Annotated in this window: 21 protein-coding genes; 9 read left to right on the top strand and 12 right to left on the bottom strand. The window is 59.7% G+C overall.

Annotated features, from left to right (window positions below; genetic code table 11):
• Positions 1 to 91: 91 nt before the first annotated feature.
• Together ACZYSM_RS19220 and mgrA are read left to right on the top strand one after the other, a co-directional pair.
• Complete coding sequence (locus ACZYSM_RS19220) at positions 92 to 982, top strand: LysR family transcriptional regulator (RefSeq protein WP_489073543.1); 891 nt, start codon at positions 92 to 94, stop codon at positions 980 to 982.
• An 81-nt stretch (positions 983 to 1,063) separates the two neighbouring features.
• Positions 1,064 to 2,101 (top strand): L-glyceraldehyde 3-phosphate reductase, encoded by a 1,038-nt coding sequence (gene mgrA / locus ACZYSM_RS19215; protein WP_489073541.1) that lies wholly within the window; start codon positions 1,064 to 1,066, stop codon positions 2,099 to 2,101.
• 110 nt (positions 2,102 to 2,211) lie between these two features.
• On the opposite strand, the gene tauD is transcribed toward mgrA, so the two are convergent.
• The 7 genes from tauD to ACZYSM_RS19180 all read right to left on the bottom strand — a co-directional run bounded on the left by tauD (position 2,212) and on the right by ACZYSM_RS19180 (position 10,649).
• Positions 2,212 to 3,051: a taurine dioxygenase gene (gene tauD / locus ACZYSM_RS19210; RefSeq protein WP_489073539.1), complete on the bottom strand. Its 840-nt coding sequence runs from the start codon at positions 3,049 to 3,051 to the stop codon at positions 2,212 to 2,214.
• 247 nt (positions 3,052 to 3,298) lie between these two features.
• A complete protein-coding gene (tauC, locus tag ACZYSM_RS19205) occupies positions 3,299 to 4,141 on the bottom strand; it encodes a taurine ABC transporter permease TauC (protein ID WP_489073537.1) in 843 nt (280 codons plus the stop codon).
• The gene (tauB, locus tag ACZYSM_RS19200) at positions 4,138 to 4,932 is read right to left on the bottom strand and encodes a taurine ABC transporter ATP-binding subunit (protein WP_489073535.1); all 795 of its coding nucleotides are present in this window, start codon (positions 4,930 to 4,932) and stop codon (positions 4,138 to 4,140) included. Before tauB ends, tauC begins: the two co-directional genes overlap by 4 nt.
• A 16-nt stretch (positions 4,933 to 4,948) precedes the next feature.
• Positions 4,949 to 5,926 (bottom strand): taurine ABC transporter substrate-binding protein, encoded by a 978-nt coding sequence (gene tauA, locus ACZYSM_RS19195; RefSeq protein WP_489073533.1) that lies wholly within the window; start codon positions 5,924 to 5,926, stop codon positions 4,949 to 4,951.
• A gap of 216 nt (positions 5,927 to 6,142) precedes the next feature.
• Complete coding sequence (gene gshA, locus ACZYSM_RS19190) at positions 6,143 to 7,726, bottom strand: glutamate--cysteine ligase (RefSeq protein WP_489073531.1); 1,584 nt, start codon at positions 7,724 to 7,726, stop codon at positions 6,143 to 6,145.
• A 215-nt stretch (positions 7,727 to 7,941) separates the two neighbouring features.
• Positions 7,942 to 8,325: a PaaI family thioesterase gene (locus tag ACZYSM_RS19185; RefSeq protein WP_489073529.1), complete on the bottom strand. Its 384-nt coding sequence runs from the start codon at positions 8,323 to 8,325 to the stop codon at positions 7,942 to 7,944.
• Positions 8,325 to 10,649: a Tex family protein gene (locus tag ACZYSM_RS19180; protein WP_489073527.1), complete on the bottom strand. Its 2,325-nt coding sequence runs from the start codon at positions 10,647 to 10,649 to the stop codon at positions 8,325 to 8,327. Before ACZYSM_RS19180 ends, ACZYSM_RS19185 begins: the two co-directional genes overlap by 1 nt.
• A gap of 361 nt (positions 10,650 to 11,010) precedes the next feature.
• Between ACZYSM_RS19180 and ompR the strand changes: the two genes are divergently transcribed.
• Positions 11,011 to 11,751 (top strand): osmolarity response regulator transcription factor OmpR, encoded by a 741-nt coding sequence (gene ompR, locus ACZYSM_RS19175; protein ID WP_489073525.1) that lies wholly within the window; start codon positions 11,011 to 11,013, stop codon positions 11,749 to 11,751.
• 119 nt (positions 11,752 to 11,870) lie between these two features.
• Entirely contained in the window at positions 11,871 to 13,184 is a 1,314-nt protein-coding gene (locus ACZYSM_RS19170) for an ATP-binding protein (RefSeq protein WP_489073523.1), read from the top strand.
• A gap of 105 nt (positions 13,185 to 13,289) precedes the next feature.
• Here ACZYSM_RS19170 and rimK read toward each other — a convergent pair whose 3' ends face one another.
• Positions 13,290 to 14,195, bottom strand: a complete 906-nt coding sequence (gene rimK, locus ACZYSM_RS19165; protein ID WP_411390772.1) for a 30S ribosomal protein S6--L-glutamate ligase — start codon at positions 14,193 to 14,195, stop codon at positions 13,290 to 13,292.
• The gene (rimB, locus tag ACZYSM_RS19160) at positions 14,192 to 14,674 is read right to left on the bottom strand and encodes a retropepsin-like aspartic endopeptidase RimB (RefSeq protein ID WP_489073520.1); all 483 of its coding nucleotides are present in this window, start codon (positions 14,672 to 14,674) and stop codon (positions 14,192 to 14,194) included. The genes rimK and rimB overlap by 4 nt, the downstream gene beginning before the upstream one ends.
• Before the next feature lie 219 nt (positions 14,675 to 14,893).
• Between rimB and ACZYSM_RS19155 the strand changes: the two genes are divergently transcribed.
• The 4 genes from ACZYSM_RS19155 (at position 14,894) to ACZYSM_RS19140 (ending at position 19,575) form a co-directional block, all read left to right on the top strand.
• On the top strand, positions 14,894 to 15,301 hold the full coding sequence (locus ACZYSM_RS19155) for an RNA-binding S4 domain-containing protein (protein WP_489073519.1): 408 nt from the start codon (positions 14,894 to 14,896) through the stop codon (positions 15,299 to 15,301).
• A 185-nt stretch (positions 15,302 to 15,486) separates the two neighbouring features.
• The gene (gene hslO, locus ACZYSM_RS19150) at positions 15,487 to 16,389 is read left to right on the top strand and encodes an Hsp33 family molecular chaperone HslO (RefSeq protein WP_489073517.1); all 903 of its coding nucleotides are present in this window, start codon (positions 15,487 to 15,489) and stop codon (positions 16,387 to 16,389) included.
• Between the two features lie 179 nt (positions 16,390 to 16,568).
• Positions 16,569 to 18,113, top strand: coding sequence for a phosphoenolpyruvate carboxykinase (locus ACZYSM_RS19145; RefSeq protein WP_489073515.1), 1,545 nt, complete (start codon positions 16,569 to 16,571; stop codon positions 18,111 to 18,113).
• A gap of 130 nt (positions 18,114 to 18,243) precedes the next feature.
• Entirely contained in the window at positions 18,244 to 19,575 is a 1,332-nt protein-coding gene (locus ACZYSM_RS19140; protein ID WP_489073513.1) for an IS4 family transposase, read from the top strand.
• Positions 19,576 to 19,809: 234 nt separating this feature from the next.
• On the opposite strand, the gene ACZYSM_RS19135 is transcribed toward ACZYSM_RS19140, so the two are convergent.
• The 3 genes from ACZYSM_RS19135 to ACZYSM_RS19125 are packed head-to-tail and all read right to left on the bottom strand — an operon-like array spanning position 19,810 to position 22,154.
• Positions 19,810 to 20,289: a YbaK/prolyl-tRNA synthetase associated domain-containing protein gene (locus ACZYSM_RS19135; RefSeq protein WP_489073511.1), complete on the bottom strand. Its 480-nt coding sequence runs from the start codon at positions 20,287 to 20,289 to the stop codon at positions 19,810 to 19,812.
• A gap of 10 nt (positions 20,290 to 20,299) precedes the next feature.
• Positions 20,300 to 21,064, bottom strand: a complete 765-nt coding sequence (locus ACZYSM_RS19130) for a sulfite exporter TauE/SafE family protein (RefSeq protein ID WP_489073509.1) — start codon at positions 21,062 to 21,064, stop codon at positions 20,300 to 20,302.
• A 4-nt stretch (positions 21,065 to 21,068) separates the two neighbouring features.
• Positions 21,069 to 22,154 (bottom strand): TauD/TfdA family dioxygenase, encoded by a 1,086-nt coding sequence (locus tag ACZYSM_RS19125; RefSeq protein WP_489073507.1) that lies wholly within the window; start codon positions 22,152 to 22,154, stop codon positions 21,069 to 21,071.
• A 110-nt stretch (positions 22,155 to 22,264) separates the two neighbouring features.
• Here ACZYSM_RS19125 and ACZYSM_RS19120 point away from each other — a divergent pair, with 110 nt between their 5' ends.
• On the top strand, positions 22,265 to 23,194 hold the full coding sequence (locus ACZYSM_RS19120; protein WP_489073505.1) for a LysR family transcriptional regulator: 930 nt from the start codon (positions 22,265 to 22,267) through the stop codon (positions 23,192 to 23,194).
• The last annotated feature ends 15 nt before the right edge of the window (positions 23,195 to 23,209 follow it).

Below are 23,209 nucleotides of genomic sequence, written 5' to 3'. Positions count from 1 at the left end.
CAAGGTTCACATGTTTACTCAGGGCGATAAATGCACCAGAGTTGCCTTGACTGTTCAATAATCGCCAACAATAAAGCGTCAGGAGCCCCGCGTGGATCAAGTCAAAGCGATGAAGGTTTTCGTGCGAATCTACGAGCGCAGCAGTTTCACGCTAGCCGCCGATGACCTGAATCTGCCCCGCGCTACCCTGACCCACACCCTCAATCAATTCGAAGCCTGGCTCGGCACCCGACTGCTGGAACGCAGCACGCGGCGGGTGCGCCCGACCCTGGATGGCGAGGCGTACTACCTGCGTTGCGTGCAGTTGCTGGCGGAGCTGGAAGAGGCCGAACTCGCGTTTCGTTCGGTGGCACCGAAAGGGCGGTTGCGGGTCGATTTGCATGGCACCCTGGCCAAGTATTTCGTGATCCCGGCGCTGCCGCAATTCATGGAGCGCTACCCAGATATCGAGTTGTCCATCAGCGAAGCAGATCGCTTTGTCGACCTGATCGCTGAAGGGGTCGACTGTGTGTTGCGGGCCGGTACCTTGGGCGATTCATCGCTCATTGGTCGCCGCGTCGCGACCTTGCGTCAGGTGACCTGCGCGAGCCCGGCCTACCTGCGTAAATTCGGCGAACCGAAGAGCCTCGACGATCTGGGGCAGCATCGCGCGGTGAACTACGTTTCGCGCACTACCGCGAAACTGTTTCCGTTCGAATTCATGGTCGACGGTGAACTGAAAGAAGTCGCCATCGATGGCACGCTGTCGGTGTTCGGCGCAGAGATATACGCCGCCTCGGCAGTCGCCGGTTTAGGACTTATCCAGTGCCCGCACTACCGCATGGCGACGCAGATTTCCCAAGGCCTGGTGCAGGAAATTCTCACCGATACACCGCCACCGCCCATGCCGGTGTCGGTGCTCTATCCACACAACCGACACATGTCGCCGAGGGTGCGGGTGTTTGTCGATTGGTTGAGTGAGGTGTTTGCCACGGCAGTTTGATCCGCAGGTTGATGGGGCTGACCCCTGGTTTGGTGTTAACGTCGAAGCGTTTCGCGTGGACCCAAACCGAGAGAGGATTCGATGACTTATATTGCTGCCGAAAACCGCTACGACTCCCTTCCTTACCGCCGCGTTGGTCGCAGCGGGTTGGTACTGCCGGCACTGTCCTTGGGCCTGTGGCACAACTTCGGCGACAGCACGCCGATCGACACCCAACGATCCTTGTTGCGCACCGCATTCGACCTGGGCATCAACCACTTCGACCTGGCCAACAACTACGGCCCGCCGTACGGCAGCGCCGAGATCAACTTCGGTCGTTTGCTGCGCGAAGATTTCAAGCACTACCGCGACGAGTTGATCATCTCCAGCAAAGCCGGTTGGGACATGTGGCCGGGTCCGTATGGTCAGGGCGGCGGCTCGCGTAAATACGTGTTGGCCAGCCTTGATCAGAGCCTGCAACGCATGGGGCTCGACTATGTGGATATCTTTTATTCGCACCGCTTCGATCCGGATACCCCGCTGGAAGAAACCGCCGGTGCATTGGCCACTGCCGTGCAGCAGGGTAAGGCGTTGTACATCGGCATCTCGTCCTATTCCGGGGCCAAAACTCGTGAAATCGCAGCCTTGCTCAACGAGTGGAAAGTCCCGCTGCTGATCCACCAACCGGCCTACAACCTGCTCAACCGCTGGGTGGAAAAAGACCTGCTGGACACCACCGACGAACTCGGTGCCGGGGTGATCGCCTTCACTCCGTTGGCCCAGGGCCTGCTGACCGACAAATACCTCAACGGCGTGCCCAAGGATGCGCGGGTTAATCGTCCGGGCGGCGGTTCGCTACAAGCCTCGCACTTGTCGCAAGCGAACATCGCTCAGGCGCGCGCGCTCAACGAAATCGCCAAACGCCGCGACCAAAGTCTCGCGCAGTTAGCATTGGCCTGGACCCTGCGCGACCCACGTGTAACCTCCGCCCTGATCGGCGCCAGCCGCCCGGAGCAAATCATCGAAAACGTTGGGGCGTTGAAAAACTTGAGCTTTAGCGCTGAAGAGTTGGCCGAAATCGACCGGTTTGCGCAGGAAGGTGGGATTAACTTGTGGGAAAAGCCGTCTACGGCTGAGTAGGGCGATCAAGCGATCCTGCGGATCGCATCGCGAGCAAGCTCGCTCCTACAGTCGATTGTCTTCTACCTGTAGGAGCGAGCTTGCTCGCGATCGACTGCGCAGCAGTCAACTTATTTGAAAAACGGCACATCCCCCAAAATCGTCGCCCGATGCATCACGCGCCGATGCGGGCGATAGTCATCCACCGCGTAATGCTGCGTCACGCGGTTGTCCCAGAAGGCCACGTCGTTTTCCTGCCAGCGCCAGCGGATGGTGAATTCCGGGCGGGTGGCGTGGGCGAACAGAAGTTTCAGAATCGCTTCGCTTTCGGATTCCGACAGCTCATTGATGCGGGTTGTGAAACCGTCGTTGACGAACAGCGACTTGCGCCCACTGACCGGGTGAGTGCGAATCACCGGGTGCGACAGCGGCGGGTTTTTCTTGCGGGCTTCTTCCCAGCGCGTCAGGTCTTCGGCGGTGGTGCCGAAGCGTTCCAGCGGGAAGGACTTGGTGAAGTCGTGGGTCGCGGTCAGTCCTTGCAGCAGGGTTTGCATCGGTGCCGACAGCGCCTCATACGCCGCGATGCCGCTGGCCCATAAAGTGTCGCCGCCAAACGCTGGCAATAGCTTGGCGCTGAGAACCGCACCGAGCGCCGGGGTCGGCAGGAAGGTCACGTCGGTGTGCCACACGGCATTATCACGCACGTCGGTGACGGCGGTGTCGAGGATCAGCACTTCAGGCTGTTCCGGCACATTTGGGTAAATCGGGTGGATATGCAGATCGCCGAAGTTGGCGGCGAAACGCGCCTGTTGCTGTGGGTTCAACGGCTGCTCGCGAAAGAACAGCACTTGGTGCTTTAACAGCGCCTGCTCGATGGCGTCGCGCTGCTCGACGTTCAGCGGCTGAGTGATGTCGACACCGCTGATCTGGGCACCGAGTGCGGAGCTAATCGGGATGATGGTCAGGCTCATGATCGTTCTCACATTCGGCGCCGAGATGTCGGCGTAGTCAGTTCTGTTTGTCTGAATAACGTTGGAACGTTGCAGCCCCGTAGACGCTAAGGCCCTGTAGCAGCTGTCGAGCCCCAGCGAGGCTGCGTCCGCCTGCGAAGCAAGCGTATCCCGTAGCACGAGGTACACCTGAAACACCTCCGTGCAGGATTTACGACCGCTGCGCGATCGAACGCAGCCTCGCGGGTTCGGCAGCTGCTACGAAGACTTAGTGCGCCTGGCCATGCCATGGCACCCATTTTCGTTGCAGGGCGCGCAGGCCCATTTCCATGGCGAAGGCGATCAGCGCGATAACCAGAATCCCCAGCACCACCACATCGGTGACCAGAAACTGCGCGGCCGACTGGACCATAAAGCCCAAGCCGCTGGTGGCGGCGATCAATTCGGCGGCCACCAGGGTCGACCAACCGACACCCAGGCCAATGCGCACACCGGTGAGAATGTCCGGCAAGGCGCTGGGCAGAATCACGTGGCGAATCAGCTGTGCCCGCGTCGCACCCAACGATTGCGCAGCACGCAGTTTGGCCGGGTCGACCGTGCGCACGCCGGTAGCGGTAGCGATGGCAATCGGGGCGAAGATCGCCAGGTAAATCAGCAGGACTTTGGACAGCTCACCAATGCCGCACCAGATGACGATCAGAGGCAGGTAGGCCAGCGGTGGAATAGGGCGGTAGAACTCGATCAACGGGTCGAGAATGCCGCGCGCGATGCGGTTATGACCAATGGCGATGCCGACCGGAACGGCGGTCAACACCGCAAAGCCCAAGCCCAGCCCGATACGACTGAGGCTGGCGCCCAGATGCTGCCACAGCGTCGAGTCCATATAGCCGGAGGTGGCCAGCAACCAGCCTTTTTGCAGCACCGCTGAGGGTGGCGGCAGAAACAGGGGTTCGATCAGCCCGCTGGCGGTTACGGCCCACCAGATGGCGAGCAGGGTGATCATCGTCAACACGCTGATCCAGCGGGTGCTCAGGCTGCGACGAACAGTAATCACAACCGATTGGCTGGCGGCAGGTTTAGTGGCTGTGACCGGTAATCCGTAGCTGCTCATGCGCGCTCCTGGCGCTGGATGGCGCTACGTTGGGAGAACACTCGGGCCAGCACGTGTTCGCGGGTTTCGATAAAGCGTGGGTCGGACTTGATCGCTCGGGCCGATTCACCGGCGGCGTAACGCTGACCGAAATCCAGGCTCAGGCGCTCGACGATTTGCCCAGGATTAGGTGCCAGCAGGATCAAGTCGGTGGCGAGGAACACCGCTTCTTCAATGTCGTGGGTAATCAGGAACACCGGTTTGGCGGTGCGCTTCCAGACTTGCAGCAGCAGTTCCTGCATCTGTTCGCGGGTGAAGGCATCGAGGGCACCGAAAGGCTCGTCCATCAGCAACACGCGTGGATCGGCAGCGAGAGCGCGGGCCAAGCCGACACGCTGCTTCTGGCCGCCGGACAGCTGCCAGATGCGACGATTATCGAAGCCGGCCAGGTCCACCAATGCGAGCATTTCCCGCGCACGGATTTCCCGTTGCGGCTTGGAGATGCCCGCCAGTTCCAGGCCGAAACCAATGTTGGCCAGCACGTCTTGCCACGGCAGCAGCGCGTCATCCTGAAACACCACGCCGCGCTCGGCGCTCGGGCCTTTGACCGGCACACCGTCGAGGGTGATGCGCCCGGCGCTGGGTTCAACGAAACCGGCAATCAGGTTCAACAGCGAGGTCTTGCCACTGCCGGAAGGACCGAGGGCTACCAGCAATTGCTGTGGCCCAAGGCTCAGGGAAATATCCTCCAGCACCCGCTCGGCCGCACCGGGGTACTGTGCGCTGATGCGCTCCAGTTCTAACAAGGCCATCGCGATGTGCTCCTGATCAGTTAGTGATGAACTTGGCGCTGACGTACGGGGCGTAATCCGGCAGTACGGCTTCGACCTTGCCTTGCTCCTTGAGGAACGTGGCGGTGTCGGTGATTGCCTTGGTGGTCGGCGCGCCGAGGGTGATCACCTGGTCAGCCGCCAGCGGGTAGACGTTGCCTTGCAGCAGCAATGGAATGTCGCTGGTCTTGGCGCCGGAGAGTTTCACCAGTTTGTCGACGTTGCCTTTGTCAGCCAGCCAGGCTTGTGGGTCTTTGCGGTAAGCGGCGTAGGCGTCCAGGGTGACTTTGGCGAACGCGGTGACAATTTCCGGGTGCTTCTCGGCGAAGTCTTTGCGCACGATCCAGGCGTCGAAGGTCGGCGCGCCGAACTTGGCCAGTTCGCCCGAAGTGATCAGCACCTTGCCGTTTTCTTTGGCCACGCCCAGCGCCGGGTCCCAAACGTAGGTAGCGTCGATGTCGCCGCGTTTCCATGCAGCCACGATCGCCGGTGGCGCGAGGTTGAGGATCTGTACTTTCGAGGGGTCAATGTTCCAGTGCTTCAGCGCCGCCAGCAGGCTGTAGTGGCCGGTGGAAACGAAAGGCACGGCGATTTTCTTGCCGATCAGGTCGTGTGGGGTTTTGATTCCGGAACCGTCGCGGGCCACCAAGGCTTCGGCGGCGCCGATCTGGGTAGCGATGAGGAAGGTTTGCACTGGGACTTTGCGGGTAATCGCCGCAGTCAGCGGACTGGAACCGAGGTAGCCGATCTGCACGTCACCGGAAGCGATGGCGGCGATGATGTCGGCACCGTTGTCGAATTTGCGCCAGGCGATGTTGGCGTGGGTGGCTTTTTCATAAGCGCCGTCGGCCTGGGCGACTTTCGCCGGATCAACGGTGGTTTGGTAGGCGACGGTAACGTCAGCTGCTTGAGCAAAAAAACTCGCCGCAGCCAGAGAAGCGGCTGCCAGGAGGCGAAGGGGGAAGTACGTTTTCATTGAGAAGCTCCTTATCAGGCGGCCGAGAGCCGGCTGACAAGAAGACTAAATGATCTAAGAATACTAAAATAAATAACTTTTTCGTATTAGCTTATGAGCGGAAAAACCTGACAGCGACCGCTACGCAGTCATCGCGAGCAGGCTCGCTCCCACAGAGATAGCCGAATCCTGTGGGAGCGAGCCTGCTCGCGATAAGGTCCGAAGGACCTTCCGGGATCAGTTACTGATCGCCAGAATACTCGCCTGATACGACCCGACAAACACATCGAAATCGCCGACTTCGTTCTTCTCAAGCTCAGCCTGTTGTGCCAACGAGTTGCGCGCCAACTCTTCGAAACGAGACTGATCTTCACCACTCAGCGGTTCGCTGCGGAAGTACTCCGCGTGAACCTGGCTTTGACGCAGGGAGAACTGGGTAAAGCTCTCTTTATGCTCGTTCATGGCCGCCAGCACCTGCGCGGATGGCGTCAGGGACGAGTCCTTGACCTTGGCCCGTTGTGCGTCGAGGGCTTTGCTGTGGGCATCACCGCCGTGGCTTTGATCGAGCAGTGCAGCCAACGGCGCAATTTTTTCCAGCAACTCGTTGGCCCACACCCTCAAATCCACCGGCTGGCCGTTGCGCTGCAATTGCAGGTCCGGGCGGCGACCTTCCTTGACCACGCTGAGGAAGTTCGAGGTGCAGCTGCCGCATTCATTGCTTTCAAACAGCGGGCTTTCATTCAGTGCGCAATACAGCAGGAAGGCGTCGAGGAAATGCGACTCTTGCAGGTCGATGCCCATCGGCAGGAATGGGTTGATGTCCAGGCAGCGCACTTCGACGTACTGAATGCCGCGGGCCACCAACGCCTGGATCGGCCGCTCGCCGGTGTAGGTCACGCGTTTTGGACGGATGTTGGAGTAGTACTCGTTTTCGATCTGCAGGATGTTGGTGTTGAGCTGAACCCACTCACCGTCCTGATGGGTGCCGATTTCGACGTACGGCGCATAAGGTGTGGCCACGGCCTTGCGCAGGCTGTCGGTGTAGCTGTCCAGATCGTTGTAGCACGGCGTCAGCCCTGCCTGAGCGCTGCTCTGGTAACCCAGATCGCTCATGCGCAGGCTGGTGGCGTAAGGCAGATACAGCGTGTCGGCATCCAACTGTTCAAGCTGATGGGAGCGACCGCGCAAAAAGCCCGCATCGAGTGCCGGCGAAGCGCCGAACAGGTACATCAACAGCCAGCTGTAGCGGCGGAAATTACGAATCACCGCAATATAGGCCGACGACTGATAGTCACGGTCAGTGCCGACGAAGCCCTCGGCCTGCTTGAGCAGCGGCCAGAGTTTCTCCGGCAGGGAGAAATTGTAGTGAATCCCGGCAATGCATTGCATGGTCTTGCCATAACGCAGGGCCAGGCCCTTGCGGTACACGTATTTGAGCTTGCCGATGTTGGAGGTGCCGTAATAGGCAATCGGGATATCTTCCTCGGCCGGCAACGGGCACGGCATCGATGGACTCCACAGGTACTCGCTGCCGAGTTTGCTGTAGGCAAAACGGTGGATCTTGTCGAGGCTGCTTAGCATTTCTGCCGGGTCGGGCAGGGCCGGAGTGATGAACTCCAGCAGCGACTCAGAATAGTCAGTGGTGATCAGTTCGTTGGTCAGTGCAGCGCCCAGCTCTTCTGGATGCGGCGTCTGCGCCAGGCGGCCAGCACCTGTGACGCGCAGGCATTCGCGCTCGATGCCGTGCAGGCACTGCTCGAGCAGAGAGAGGTTAGCGCGCTCGCCAAGCAGAGCCAGGCGGCGGTTGAGAAGTTCGCTCAAGTTGGATTCCTTCACGCGTCAGTCGCCCCAATATGGGGGTGGGCAAGACGGTCTACAAGGGTGAAGTGAAAACTGGCGTGGTCGCCCGGTTATTGAGTCGTTTTGACCCGTATGAAAACGCCAACGCTTCTTCCCTGAATCTGGCTTTGGCGCAGACGGAAAACTCCGACGCCACATTCGCAGCGCCGAAATTAACTCAAAATGATGGCAGGGAGCTATAGGACAGCGAACGTGCCTTGCGCTTTTGCGACGAGTTTGTCGCCTTGCATCACGTCCGCTTCGACCACCAACGTGCGTCGGCCAGGGTGGATCACCTTGGCTACGCACACCACATCGCCACCATCAACGGCGCGAATGTAGTTGATCTTGCACTCGATGGTCGCGCTCTGCTGGTCGAAACCATGGGAGCTGGAGCAGGCCAACCCCATGGTGATATCCACCAGACTGAACAACGCCCCGCCGTGCAGCTTGCCGCCGCGATTGCGCAACTGCGGCGTCAGCGTCAGGGCAACTTCGGCAATGCCGACGTCCAGCCGCTGCAAACGGCAGCCGATCAACTCGCTAAAGGCGCTCTGAGTGAGGCCAGCGGGGATTTCCATCAGCGTTTCTTCAACTGCTTGGCGTTGGCGAACAGCGAAGCCATGGCGTTGTTGCTCGCAGCTGGCGCCGTGGTTTCTTTACGCGGTGCAGTGTTTTGCGACTGACGTTGCGCCGAGCCAGGACGAGCTCCACGGGCGCCGTCGATCTTCTCGCCCGGGGTGTCGCTCATGCGCATCGACAGGCCGACGCGTTTGCGCGGGATGTCGATTTCCATCACCTTCACCTTGACCACATCACCGGCCTTCACCGCTTCACGCGGATCCTTGATGAATTTCTCTGACAAGGCCGAGATGTGGACCAAACCGTCCTGATGCACGCCGATATCGACGAAAGCACCGAAGTTGGTCACGTTGGTCACCACGCCCTCGAGGATCATCCCCAGTTCCAGGTCCTTGAGGTCTTCGACGCCGTCCTGGAACTCGGCAGTCTTGAACCCGGGACGCGGGTCGCGACCGGGCTTTTCCAACTCTTGAAGAATGTCGGTCACCGTCGGCAGGCCGAAGGTTTCGTCAGTGTACTTCTTCGGATCTAGGCGCTTGAGGAAGCTCGCATCGCCGATCAGCGAACGGATATCGCGGTCGGTTTCAGCGGCGATGCGCTGTACCAGCGGGTAGGCTTCCGGGTGAACCGCAGACGAATCCAGCGGGTTGTCGCCGTTCATGACGCGCAGGAAACCGGCGGCCTGTTCGAAGGTTTTTTCGCCCAGGCGAGCGACTTTCTTCAGCGCGGCGCGGGTCTTGAACGCACCGTTTTCATCACGGTGATTCACGATGTTCTGCGCCAATGTCGCGTTGAGGCCGGAAATCCGCGCCAGCAGCGCTACCGAGGCAGTGTTCACGTCCACGCCGACGGCGTTCACGCAGTCCTCGACCACTGCATCCAGGCCGCGCGCCAGTTTCAGCTGCGACACGTCATGCTGGTACTGGCCGACACCGATGGATTTCGGATCGATTTTCACCAGCTCAGCCAGTGGGTCCTGCAGGCGACGGGCAATCGACACCGCGCCACGGATCGACACGTCGAGGTCCGGGAATTCCTTCGATGCCAGTTCCGACGCCGAATACACCGACGCGCCGGCCTCGGAGACCATGACCTTGGTCATTTTCATGCCTGGGTATTTTTTGATCAGCTCAGCGGCCAACTTGTCGGTTTCCCGGCTGGCGGTGCCGTTACCGATGGCAATCAGGTCCACCGAATGCTTGGCGCACAACGCGGCCAGCACGGCGATGGTCTGGTCCCACTGGTTTTTCGGCACATGGGGGTAAACCGTGGCGTAGTCCAGCAGCTTGCCGGTGGCATCGACCACTGCGACTTTGCAGCCAGTACGCAGGCCCGGGTCCAGGCCCAGGGTTGCGCGCGGGCCAGCCGGTGCGGCCAGCAGCAAGTCGTGCAGGTTATGGGCGAACACGTTGATTGCCTCGGTTTCCGCACCGTCGCGCAGCTCACCCAGCAAGTCGGTTTCCAGGTGGGTGTAGAGCTTGACCTTCCAGGTCCAGCGCACCACTTCACCCAGCCATTTGTCCGCTGCACGGTTCTGGTTTTGAATGCCAAAGCGCTCGCCGATCATGATTTCGCACGGGTGCATGGCGCCCGGCAGCTCTTCGCCGACTTTCAGGGCGGAGCTGAGAATGCCTTCGTTACGGCCACGGAAAATCGCCAGCGCGCGGTGCGACGGCATACTTTTCAGTGGTTCATCGTGTTCGAAATAATCGCGGAATTTGGAGCCTTCCTCTTCCTTGCCGGCGATCACGCGGGCACTGAGGGTGGCTTCCTGCTTGAGGTAGCTGCGCAGTTTGTCCAGCAGGCTGGCGTCTTCGGCAAAACGCTCCATGAGGATGTACTTGGCGCCTTCCAGGGCCGCTTTGACATCGGCAACGCCTTTTTCGGCGTCAATGAAGCGAGTGGCTTCGGTGTCCGGGGTCAGCGTCGGGTCGTTGAACAGGCCGTCAGCCAGCTCGCCGAGACCCGCTTCCAGGGCGATCTGGCCCTTGGTGCGGCGCTTTTGCTTGTATGGCAGGTACAAATCTTCGAGGCGGGTTTTGGTGTCGGCGAGTTTGATGTCGCGGGCCAACTCCGGGGTCAGCTTGCCTTGCTCTTCAATGCTGGCGAGGATGCTGATGCGCCGTTCGTCGAGTTCTCGCAGGTAGCGCAGGCGCTCTTCCAGGTGTCGCAACTGGATGTCATCGAGGCTGCCGGTCACTTCTTTCCGGTAGCGGGCGATGAAGGGCACCGTGGAGCCTTCATCCAGTAGAGCGACGGCCGCTTCGACCTGTTGCGGGCGTACACCGAGTTCCTCGGCGATGCGGCTGTTGATGCTGTCCATAAAACCACCTGACAAATTGTGAAAGCAGGCTCGCAGGCACTGTTTATAAGGCTCGGCGAGTCTGGTTGAGCGGCCTGGCCGGCGCCGCTACCTGGATCAAAAGGCAGCCTGTTGACCCGTGAAATCGGAAAATTACTGCGCGGCAATGAAAAATAAATAGCAGCCTCTCACAGTAACGATCAGACGTTGCCCTACACAAAAGGCGGCGCATTATAACCAGCGTTCTGTGCTTCGGGGGCATCGCGCCATGTGGGCACATTGGCTGGTTTGCTGGCGGTCGAGGAAAAATCTGCTAACAATGCACACGGTGCGTATAACGATGGCTACGCCATAATGCGCGCCGAGATCAAAGGAGCATCCAATGAGCAGCACTGCACAAACTGCTGAAGGCGAAAAAATTCTCATCGTTGATGACGACCCGGGGCTTAGCAGCCTGCTGGAACGTTTTTTCGTCAGCAAGGGCTATCGCGCCCGCGCGGTGCCGAACACCGAACAAATGGACCGCCTGCTGGGCCGTGAGGTTTTCCACCTGGTGGTGCTTGACCTGATGATGCCTGGTGAAGACGGCTTAAGCGCCCTCAAGCGCCTGCGCACGGCGAAGAATCAAATACCAATCATCATGCTCACCGCCAAGGGTGATGAGCTGAGCCGCATCAATGGCCTCGAACTGGGCGCCGATGATTACCTGGCCAAGCCGTTCAACCCGGACGAGTTGATGGCCCGCGTCAAAGCGGTCCTGCGTCGTCAGTCGGCACCGGTGCCTGGCGCTCCAGGCAGCGAAGACGAAAGCGTGACCTTCGGCGACTACGAACTGTCTTTGGCTACCCGCGAACTCAAGCGTGGCGACGAAGTGCACATGCTCACCACCGGTGAGTTCGCTGTGCTCAAGGCGCTGGTGATGAACGCTCGTCAGCCGCTGACTCGCGACAAACTGATGAACCTGGCCCGTGGCCGCGAATGGGATGCTCTGGAGCGTTCCATCGACGTGCAAATCTCCCGCCTGCGCCGGATGATTGAACCCGATCCGTCCAAACCGCGTTATATCCAGACAGTCTGGGGCGTGGGTTATGTGTTCGTACCGGACGGCACCGCAACCAAGTGATCGGTGATTTGTAGGAGCGGGTTTCTCGGGCGTTTTGTCACATGACGATGACCTGGGCGGCTCGCGATCCGCAATTCTGCGAGCGCTGCTCGCTCCTGCAAAGTGTATAGCTGCTGTCTATGAAAACCCCCGTGTGGTTCCCCCAAAGTTTCTTCTCCCGCACCCTCTGGCTGGTGCTGATCGTGGTGCTGTTCTCCAAAGCGCTGACCCTGGTTTATCTGTTGATGAACGAGGACGTGCTGGTGGATCGCCAATACAGCCACGGTGTCGCACTGACCTTGCGGTCTTATTGGGCTGCGGACGAAGTGAATCGCGAAAAAATCGCTCAGGCCGCCACTCTGATCCGGGTAGTTGGCGCTGGCGTGCCGGAGGGCGAGCAACATTGGCCCTACAGTGAAATCTACCAACGACAGATGCAGGCCGAACTGGGTGCCGACACCGAAGTGCGCTTGCGCATGCACGCGCCGCCGGCCCTTTGGGTGCGTGCGCCGAGCCTGGGTGATGGCTGGCTGAAAGTGCCGCTGTATCCACACCCGTTACGTGGCCAGAAAATCTGGAGCGTGCTTGGCTGGTTCCTGGCGATCGGGTTGTTATCCACAGCCTCGGCCTGGATCTTCGTCAGCCAGCTCAACCAACCTCTCAAGCGTCTCGTGGATGCCGCCCGCCAATTAGGTCAGGGGCGTAGCGTGCGTCTGCCGATCAGCGATACCCCGAGTGAAATGGCTGAGGTGTATCGCGCCTTCAACCAGATGGCCGAAGATGTCGAACAGGCTGGGCGTGAGCGTGAGTTGATGCTGGCCGGGGTGTCCCATGACTTGCGCACACCGTTAACCCGCTTGCGGCTGTCCCTGGAACTGATGGGCGATCACAGCGACCTCAGCGACGACATGGTGCGCGATATCGAAGACATGGACGCGATTCTCGATCAGTTCCTGGCCTTCATTCGCGATGGTCGTGATGAGATGGTCGAAGAAGTCGACCTCAGTGATCTGGTACGTGAAGTCGCGGCGCCTTACAACCAGAACGATGAGCGGGTTCGCCTGCGTCTGGAACCCATCCAGCCGTTCCCGTTGCGTCGGATTTCGATGAAGCGTCTGCTGAACAACCTGATTGGCAACGCGTTGAATCACGCAGGCACTGGGGTCGAAGTGGCCGCCTATGTGTCAGGCGACACCAGCGCACCTTATGTGGTGTTGAGCGTGATGGACCGTGGGGCAGGCATCGATCAGTCAGAGCTGGAAGCGATCTTCAACCCCTTTACCCGTGGCGACCGCGCCCGTGGCGGCAAAGGCACCGGGCTTGGTCTGGCAATCGTCAAGCGGATCGCCTCCATGCACGGCGGCAATGTAGAACTGCGCAACCGTGCAGGTGGTGGGCTGGAAGCGCGAGTGCGCTTGCCGTTGGGGCTGATGTTGCCCAGGGATGCGGTTTAAAGCCACCTCAAGATGGAATAGATCATTCCCATGCTCCGCGTGGTAACGCATCTGGTGACGCTCTGCGTCACAGCGGAGCCGGACGCGGAGCGATCAAAGCTGCTTTTATCCTTTGCCCTTGGTCCGCGTCATATTCGGTCCGCTGTTCTTCTCCAGATGCTGAATGATGATCCCCGCCACGTCCTTGCTCGTGGTGGTTTCAATCCCTTCAAGCCCAGGCGAGGAGTTAACCTCCATCACCAACGGCCCGTGGTTGGAACGCAAGATATCCACACCCGCCACACTCAGACCCATGACCTTGGCCGCGCGTAGAGCGGTCATGCGCTCCTCGGGGGTGATCTTGATCAGGCTGGCGCTGCCGCCACGGTGGAGGTTAGAGCGGAACTCGCCTGGCTTGGCCTGACGCTTCATCGCGGCAATCACCTTGTCGCCCACCACGAAACAGCGGATATCCGCACCGCCGGCTTCCTTGATGTACTCCTGGACCATGATGTTCTGCTTGAGACCCATGAACGCCTCGATCACCGACTCCGCCGCAGTGGCCGTTTCACACATCACCACGCCGATGCCCTGAGTGCCTTCCAGCACCTTGATCACCAACGGCGCGCCATTGACCATCTCGATCAGGTCGGGGATATCGTCCGGCGAGTGAGCAAAGCCGGTGACCGGCAAGCCGATCCCGCGACGCGAGAGCAATTGCAGCGAGCGCAGCTTATCCCGCGAGCGGGCGATGGCCACCGACTCGTTGAGCGGGAACACACCCATCATTTCAAACTGGCGCAACACCGCGCAGCCATAAAACGTCACCGAAGCGCCGATCCGCGGGATCACCGCATCGAAGCCTTCCAGCGGCTTGCCACGGTAGTGGATCTGCGGCTTATGACTGGCAATGTTCATATAGGCGCGCAGGGTATCGATCACCACCATTTCATGGCCACGCTCGGTGCCGGCCTCGACCAGACGACGAGTGGAATACAGACGCGGGTTACGCGACAGCACAGCGATCTTCATGCAACACCTGTGGCAGAGGTAGTGGAAGCCGGAAATGCCGGCTTGTCTTGAACGTATTTGATCCCGGGATTGACCACCAACTGGCCGTCGATCAGGGCTTTGGAACCGAGTAACAAGCGATAACGCATGGATTTTCGGCAGGCCAGGGTGAATTCCACCCGCCAGACCCGATCACCCAGTGCGAGGGTAGTACTGATTACGTAGCGCACCTGCGCTTGGCCGTTGGAGCTTTTAATGGTTTTCATCGCCACCAGCGGCGCTTCGCAATGACGATGGCGCAGTTGCACCACCGTGCCCAGGTGCGCATTGAAGCGTACCCACTTTTCCCCGTCGCGCTCGAACGGCTCGATCTCGGTGGCATGCAGGCTGGAGGTGCTTGCTCCGGTGTCGATCTTCGCCCGTAGGCCCGCCACTCCCAAATCTGGAAGCGCCACCCACTCGCGTAGACCGACAACGGTCAAATGGTCAAAAGTCTTCAAATGTGCTCAACCGGTGAGAAACCTGCTCGCGCCGCAAGCGGCCGAATTCGCGGTATTCACGCAGAATAATGGGTAAAAGGCGACAGATATCTACGGCCCGGATTTCCAGCCCTCGAACGAGGCTCTGGAGAGGCGCGCATTCTAAACTGAGCCGGTGTAATTCATGGCACAACAGAAACGGTAGTACAGTTCAGAAATATTTCAGGATGAGGAAGTCCCATGGCACAAAAAACCGAAGAGGACGACAAAGTCCGTCTGGATAAGTGGTTGTGGGCTGCGCGCTTTTACAAAACCCGCGCGCTGGCCAAAGCGGCGATTGAAAGTGGCAAAGTGCATTGCCGGGGTGAGCGCTGCAAGCCGGGCAAAGAGCCGAGAGTCGGCGATGAGTTTCAGATTCGCGTCGGTTTTGATGAGCGCACTGTTAAGGTCCTCGGGTTATCGGTCGTGCGTCGTGGCGCACCGGAGGCTCAGGCCCTGTACGCCGAAACCGAAGTCAGCATCGCCAAACGCGAAAACGCCGCCGCGCTGCGCAAGGCCGGCGCTCTGGGTGTCAGCACCGACGGCAAACCGACCAAGAAACAGCGGCGCGATCTATTCAAGTTTCATGGTGGGAATGATGGGGAGTAGGGCTGCGGTGCCAGAGGGAGTAAATTACACAGAGCCAACCTGCCGAGGTTCTACCTCGCTTGGAACAAATCCGGATTGTTCATAAAATGTCTCCCATGGCTGAATAGTTTCGCACCAAAATGGTGCCGTAACGCAAGTTTCGACCCTTGTAACCCTTTTTGTTATCACTTCAGATACCCAGACCTATGACCGATCTAACGGATACCGACTACACCCAACGCTTCATCTTCGATGACAGCGACGTCCGCGGCGAGCTGGTTGCGTTGGAGCGTAGCTACGCCGAAGTCCTCGCCAAACACCCCTATCCGGAGCCCGTCGCACAATTGCTCGGCGAGCTGATGGCGGCGGCATCGTTGCTGGTCGGCACCTTGAAGTTCGATGGCTTGCTGATCCTCCAGGCCCGTTCTGAAGGCCCGGTGCCGCTGCTGATGATCGAGTGCTCCAGCGAGCGTGAAATCCGTGGCTTGGCTCGTTACCACGCCGAGCAGATCGCCCCTGATGCGACCCTCGCCGACATGATGCCCGAGGGCGTGCTGGCGCTGACCGTCGATCCAACCCATGGCCAGCGCTACCAGGGCATCGTCGACCTCGATGGCGCTGACCTGTCGGAATGCTTCACCAACTATTTCGTCATGTCCCAGCAAGTCGGCACGCGCTTCTGGCTCAACGCCGACGGCCGTCGCGCCCGTGGTCTGCTGTTGCAGCAACTGCCGGCCGACCGCATCAAGGACGACGAAGAACGCGCCGCCAGCTGGCAGCACATCACCACCCTGGCCGGCACTCTGACCGCTGACGAACTGCTCAGCCTGGACAACGAAACCGTGCTGCATCGCCTCTACCATGATGAAGCGGTACGCATGTTCGACGTGCAGACCTTGCGCTTTCGCTGCAGCTGCTCGCGCGATCGATCGGGTAATGCGCTGGTGAGTTTGGGTCAGGAAGACGCTCAGCAACTGGTCATCGAAAACGGCGGTCGCATCGAGATCGATTGCCAGTTCTGCAACGAGCGCTACCTGTTCGATGCTGCCGATGTGGCTCAATTATTCGCTGGAGCGGGTGTTGACACACCGTCAGATACTCGTCACTAAAACGTTTCAGCGCAGGTAAATCACCTGACAAACGCCGGATTAACGCCGCCCTGACGGGAGGGTCCTACTTTTTTTGGGCTTTTCTGGCATAATCCGGCCCACTTTTTTAGCGGTAGTAGTGCGCAACTTTCTACTACAAAACGTTTGGAGCACTCGGCCACTGGCCGACGGGGAACCTCATGACGCAAGCCAATAACGCCGTGTACACCGATCTGAGTGTTGACGATCTGGTTAAAGAAGCCCTGAACCGCGGTGAAGGCGAGCTTTCCGATACCGGCGCTCTGGTAGTGAAAACCGGTCACCGCACCGGCCGCTCGCCAGTCGACCGTTTCATCGTTGAAGAGCCTTCCACCCAGGACGCCATCGCCTGGGGCCCGATCAACCGCAAGTTCCCGGCCGACAAGTTCGACGCTCTGTGGAACCGCGTTGAAGCCTACCTGGGCGAGCGCGAGCGTTTTGTTTCCCACGTCCACGTAGGTTCTGATCCTGCGCACTACCTCGCCGTCAAAATGACCACCGAGACTGCCTGGCACAACCTGTTCGGCCGTTGCCTGTTCATCAATCCTGAACAGTACAACCCAGCCGGGAAAACCGAGTGGCAGATCCTCAACGCCCCAGCGTTCGTCTGCGAACCTGAGCGTGACGGCACCAACTCCGACGGCACCGTGATGATTAACTTCGCGGCCAAGAAAGTCCTGCTCGCGGGCATGCGTTACGCCGGCGAAATGAAAAAAGCCCTGTTCTCGGTACAAAACTTCCTGCTGCCAGCAGTCGACGTTCTGCCGATGCACTGCGCTGCCAACATGGGCGAAGAGGGCGACGTAACGTTGTTCTTCGGCCTGTCCGGCACCGGTAAAACCACCCTGTCCGCTGACGAAAGCCGCTACCTGATCGGCGACGACGAACACGGCTGGGGCGTTGGCGTAGTGTTCAACATCGAAGGCGGTTGCTATGCCAAGTGCATCGACCTCTCCGAGAAGAACGAGCCGGTTATCTGGAAAGCCATCCAGCACGGCGCCGTCCTGGAAAACGTCGTACTCGACCCAGTCACCAAGAAAGCCGACTACGCCGACGACAGCCTGACCCAGAACAGCCGCGCCGCTTACCCGCGCGAACTGATCGAAAAACGCGCCCCGAAAAACCTCGGCGGCGAGCCAAACGCTGTGATCTTCCTGACCTGCGACCTGACCGGCGTACTGCCGCCAGTCTCGATCCTCAGCGAAGAACAAGCGGCTTACCACTTCCTGTCCGGCTACACCGCTCTGGTGGGCTCGACCGAAATGGGTTCCGGCAGCGGCATCAAATCGACCTTCTCCACCTGCTTCGGCGCACCGTTCTTCCCGCGTCCGGCCGGCGAATACGCTGAACTGCTGATCAAGCGCATCCGCGGCTTTGGTTCCAAGGTCTACCTGGTCAACACCGGCTGGACCGGCGGTGGCTACGGCGTCGGCAAACGCTTCAACATCCCGACCACCCGTGGTGTCATCGCAGCTATCCAGAGCGGCGCGCTGATCGGTGCAAAAACCGAACACCTCGACACCATCAATCTCGACGTGCCGCTGGCCGTACCGGGCGTTGAAACCGGCCTGCTCAACCCACGCAACACCTGGGCTGACAAGGCTGCTTACGACGAAGCTGCTAAAGCATTGGCTGGCTTGTTCGTTGAGAACTTCAAGAAGTTCGATGTGAGTGACGCGATCAAGGCTGCTGGTCCGAAGTTGTAATTATCGGGTAGTGGTTTGAGGTAACAAAAAGCCGCCCTTTTGGGCTAATGCCGATCAGTTAAGCCTTCTCGCTTGACCTTTGGCCGCAAGAAATCAAAATCCGATGCCTGTACTGGCATCGGATTTTTTTATGCGTCTCGCTCGGGCACTGGAACTGACCCACAACATCGCCTCTACCCCCAACGCCATCGAGGGATTGGATGCTTTGCTCGATCCTTCTTTGGTCGAACAGGCGCTTGAACAAGCTGGTGTGGCGACGCTGCGCAAGCGTCGTTTGCCGCTGGAAATGATGCTCTGGTGCGTGATCTCCATGGCGTTCTTCCGGCGCATGTCGGCCTGGGATGTGGTCAGTCGCATGAATATCATGTTGCCGGGCCAGCGCCCGTTGGTGGCCCCCAGCGCCGTAGTCCAGGCACGCCAGAGATTGGGCAGCGAAGCTGTACGACAAGTCTTCGATTTGACCCAGAAAAGTTGGCATGAGGCGGCCGGTCACCCGATTTGGGCCGGCCTGCGTTTGTTGGGCGTCGATGGCGTTGTCTGGCGCACGCCCGACACGCCGGAAAATCGGGCGCGCTATGACTCCGCCAGCAACCAGCATGGCGACACCGGTTTTCCTCAGGTGCGGATGGTCTGCCAAATGGAGTTGACCAGCCATTTGCTGATTGGAAGTGCGTTTGACGGCTACCGCAGCAACGAAATGAAACTGGCCGAGCAACTGATCGAAACCACCCCCGATCACTCGCTGACGCTGTTTGATCGTGGTTTTTACTCGTTAGGTTTACTGCATCAGTGGCAGCAGGCAGGCGTCGAACGCCACTGGCTGATGCCGCTGAAAAAAGGCTCGCAGTACGAGGTGATCCAGCGTTTGGGGCGCCAGGATGCGATTGTTTCGTTGAGCACTTCGCCGCAGGCCCGCAAGCAATGGCCTGGGTTACCGGAGCGGCTGACCGCGCGACTGCTGAGCAAAACCGTCAAGGGCAAGGTGTGTCAGATTCTGACCTCGATGGCTGACCCACTGCGTTTTCCTTCCGACGAGATCGTTGATCTGTACAGCCAGCGCTGGGAAATCGAATTAGGCTTTCGGGAAATGAAGCAGACGCTGCTCAACAGCAGTTATACGCTGCGCAGCAAGACACCCGAGATGATCGAGCAAGAGTTGTGGGGCGTGTTGTTGGGCTACAACTTGTTGCGCTATCAGATGGTGGAAATGAGTCGCCACTGTCCTGGCATTTACCCGTGCGAAATGAGCTTTACCGCGTGTACCTGGGCGATTCTCGGGTTTATCAACAGCGTCTCGGCCGACCGTTCCGGGAACATCCCCAAGTATTTGGCCGAGCTTCATGCTTCAGCGCCGCACTACGTGCTGCCGCATCGACGTGAGGAGCGCGTTTATCCTCGGGCGATTCGGCTGAAATCACCGAAGTATCCGATCAAAAATAAAAATGCCAGTCAGCTTAACTGACTGGCATTACCCTTTTGGGCGGCTTTTTTTTTGTTGTGTTTGGGCATGACTGTCCGACAGATAGAACACGTCGACTTGAGGTTGTAGTCATAGAACTGTGCGGTCCCCGTAGGAGCCTGGCTTGCCAGCGAAGCTTTTGGCGATCATGAAGGCCCCTTCGCGGGCAAGCCCTGCTCTACAGGGACCGCGTTCAGCCTTGCTTGAGCGGCATTCCCCCACGCAGTAGCGGTGTGCTCAGGCCTGGCTGATATCCAGCAACCGAGGCTTGGCAATCTTCAGGTAATCCTGCGTATCGAGCACCATCGATGCATCCAGCCGACCGGCGTTGAAGGCGATTTCGTCGTAGCCTGTGGTCAGGGCCGGGTCGACGATCAATTGAATCCGCTCATCGAAGACGAAAGGAGGGATGGCGCCGATCCTGCACCCGGTTAATTCCATGGCGGTTTCGGCTTTCACCAGTTCGGCTTTTTTCCCGCCCAGGGCCGCTCCGACCTTCTTCATGTCGAGCTTCTGGTCCCCCGGCAGTATCACCAGGGCATACGGTTCGGACTGACCCTTGAGCGAGCAGAGCATGGCCTTCGCACCTTGGCCGGGCTCGGTGCCACGGATTTCGGCGACCCGCGCCGACTGGCCCTCGGCATCGTGCATCAATACCCGGTAGGAGGCTGCGTGGGCATCGAGTAGCGCCACCAGGCGATCGAAAATGGGCTGCATGGGGTTTTCCTCAGGTTTTCAGCAACAGGTCGTAGGACAGTTTGCTGATCAGGATCACCAGCAACACCAGGAACAGGGCCCGGACAAAGGGCACGCCTTTACGAACCGCCAGCCAAGTGCCGGTCAGCGCGCCCAGGATGTTGAATGCCGCCATGGGGATGGCGATCAGGTAGAGCACGTTACCCGTCGGAATGAAGAAAATCAGTGCCGCTACGTTGGTCGCGATGTTCACCAGCTTGGCCGACGCCGAGGCATGAAGGAAGTCGAAGGCAAAGCAGCGGATAAACAGGAAGATCAGGAAGCTGCCGGTGCCGGGACCGAACAGCCCGTCGTAGAAGCCGATGGCACCGCCGATGACGATCGCCAGCAGTTTCTCCCTGGTGCCGATGCGCATGGGTGTGTGCAGGGCGCCAAAGTCCTTTTTCCAGAAGGTGTAGATCGCCATCAGAATGATCAACACCAGCACGGCCGGCCGCATCACCGACTGGGGGACGGACGTCACCGTGGCCGCCCCGAAGAAGGCCATGACAAAGGCTGCACAGGCGGCGGGGATCACCAGCCCCCAGTCGATCACCACCTTGCGCACGAAGGACCGGGCCGCGAATGCGGTGCCGAAGGCTGCCGCGACCTTGTTGGTACCCAGCAGCGCCGCCGGTTGTGCCGTGGGTAGCACGTTGAACAGCGCGGGTATCTGGATCAGTCCGCCGCCGCCCACCGCTGCATCGATCAGGCCGGCGGCGAAGGCGAACACGCAAAGGATGACAATATCGACCATGAAATCAGGCTCTGACAATGAAGGGTTGATGAGGGGTCAGCGGCACCACGCGTGCCGGGTCGTTGACCCCGAAGACGCGCAGCATCCAGCGGTCGAGGCCGTCGTAGCGGGGGGTAAAACCGTCCCGGGCATGCAGGGTTTGCTGGTTCTTGAAGATCAGCATGTCCCCCGGCTGCAGCAGGATGTGGTGCACGACATCAGGATGATTGGCAGCGACGGCGAACAGTTGCAGGGCAAACTGCGCGTTGGCGCAGGTCGCTGTGACACTGGCCTTGTTGTAGCGGCAATACAGGCCACCGGTTGCGCTTGTGTACAGCAAGGGGACGTTTTCCAGCACATTGCCCTGTTTGCCGAAGGAGGCCGGTCGGCGAATGGCGAAGTGCGGTCGTGACAATTCATCTTCGACCCAGGCCGGCAGCATGGCCAGCACGTCGCTAATGGCGACGATGCGTGTCGGTACGCCGAGCTCGCAGCGCACACCGGTCAGGGACAGGTACTCCGGACAGGCCGACAACTGCGACACGGGTTCGCAGGTCAAGGGCAGGTGAGGGTTGTCGACATGCATGCTCAGGTCCATGCGCGAGCCATAGGAGCTCTTTTCGGCTTCACGCTTGTGCTTGGGCGATACGTGGCGAAACACCGTATCGTCGTTTTCACCCTCGTAGGCCACCGGACGGGTTTGCAGGGTGTGCAGCACGGACAGGATAGCCCCGGCCAGTACCGACAGGTTCTCGATGCCCGGCGCCATGTCGTAGGGCGTGGCGGGCAGGTTCGGGTCCAGGGGCAGCCCCCTGACGATCATCGCCACCTCACGGGCCTTTGGAAAGTTGCGCAGCCGCTGGATTTTCTCGGCGCACAGGGCGCTCTCCAGCAATTGCCCCAAGGCCGGCATGCGCCGGATACCCGAGGCGCTGTCGGTCACGGCCAGCGATGCCAGGCCGGTTTGAAGTGTGCGCTGTTCTTCGAACGACACATGAACGTGCGGTATCTCCTGTCGGGTCGACGTGGCTGATTTTTGTCCCAGCCATTCACCCATTTCTTCACCGATAGGGGTTGCGGGTTTTCCGACTATTTCTTCCAGCTTTGACACGTCCTTCTGCTCCTGTTTGCCTACATCCTTGTGGGTTGAGCGGGAAGGTTAACGGAAGGGCCTTTTTTGTGTTGCAATGCCACGTTGTGAGAAGTGCAATGAGGTGGCGAGTGGCACTGGATATGTTAGGGGCGCTTGAAGCCTTCGCGGCGGTGGCTCGCAAGCGCAGCTTCGTCGCGGCGGCACGTGCTCTGGGGCGCTCCCCAAGCTCGCTGACCCGTGCTGTTCAAGCCCTGGAGGAAAGTGTCGGGGTCAAGTTGTTCAATCGCTCCTCCAATGCCGTGAGCTTGACCGAGGCGGGTGAGCGCTTGTTGCCCCACGCTTACAAAATGCTGGATCTGCAACGTGAGGCGGATGAAGATCTGGCCGGTCTCAGCGGCCTGGCCTGCGGCTGGATCCGCTTTTCTGCCCCCGAGTCTCTCGGACACGGGGTATTGCCGCGATTGATCGCGCAGTATGGCGAGCGTTATCCAGACGTGAACGTCGATGTGATTTTCACCGATGAGACCATTGACCCGGCCAAGAGCAAGCTGGACTTCTCGATTCGCGGCGCGTTTGCGCAATCCAGTGACCTGATCGGCTTTGCGCTCTGGAGTTATTCACGTTACCTGTATGCCAGCCCCGGGTATCTGGAGCTGCGCGGGATGCCCGACTCCATCGAGGCGCTGGAGGCGCACTCGCTGATCCTGCATACGGCACCGCGGATTCTCAAGGAGTGGAATTTTCGCAGTGAGGAGCAGGCCATCAGCTTGCGGGTTCATCCCAAGTTTCGCTTCAGCTCCGGTGTGGCGGTGTTCCAGGCGGCCCTGGCGGGCGTCGGGATCGCCCGCCTGGCGGACTGGTTGGCGGAGCCCGAAGTGGAAGCGGGGCACCTGCGCCGGGTCTGTCCCGAGTACAAGCTCACCTCCAGCGCCGGTGAGAGCCCGCAGATGCACGCGGTGTACCCCGCCGGGAATCTGCCGCTGCGGGTGAAGTCGCTGCTGGAGGTGATCCGTGGCTTTGGCGAAAGCCTTGATCGAAAGCATGCACTGACGCTCTAGGCGGCTGCCAGCCGC

The organism is Pseudomonas sp. F220, assembly GCF_057813935.1.
The sequence above is the reverse complement of the archived record's forward strand: the minus strand, read 5'-3'. Positions and strand labels throughout refer to the sequence as shown.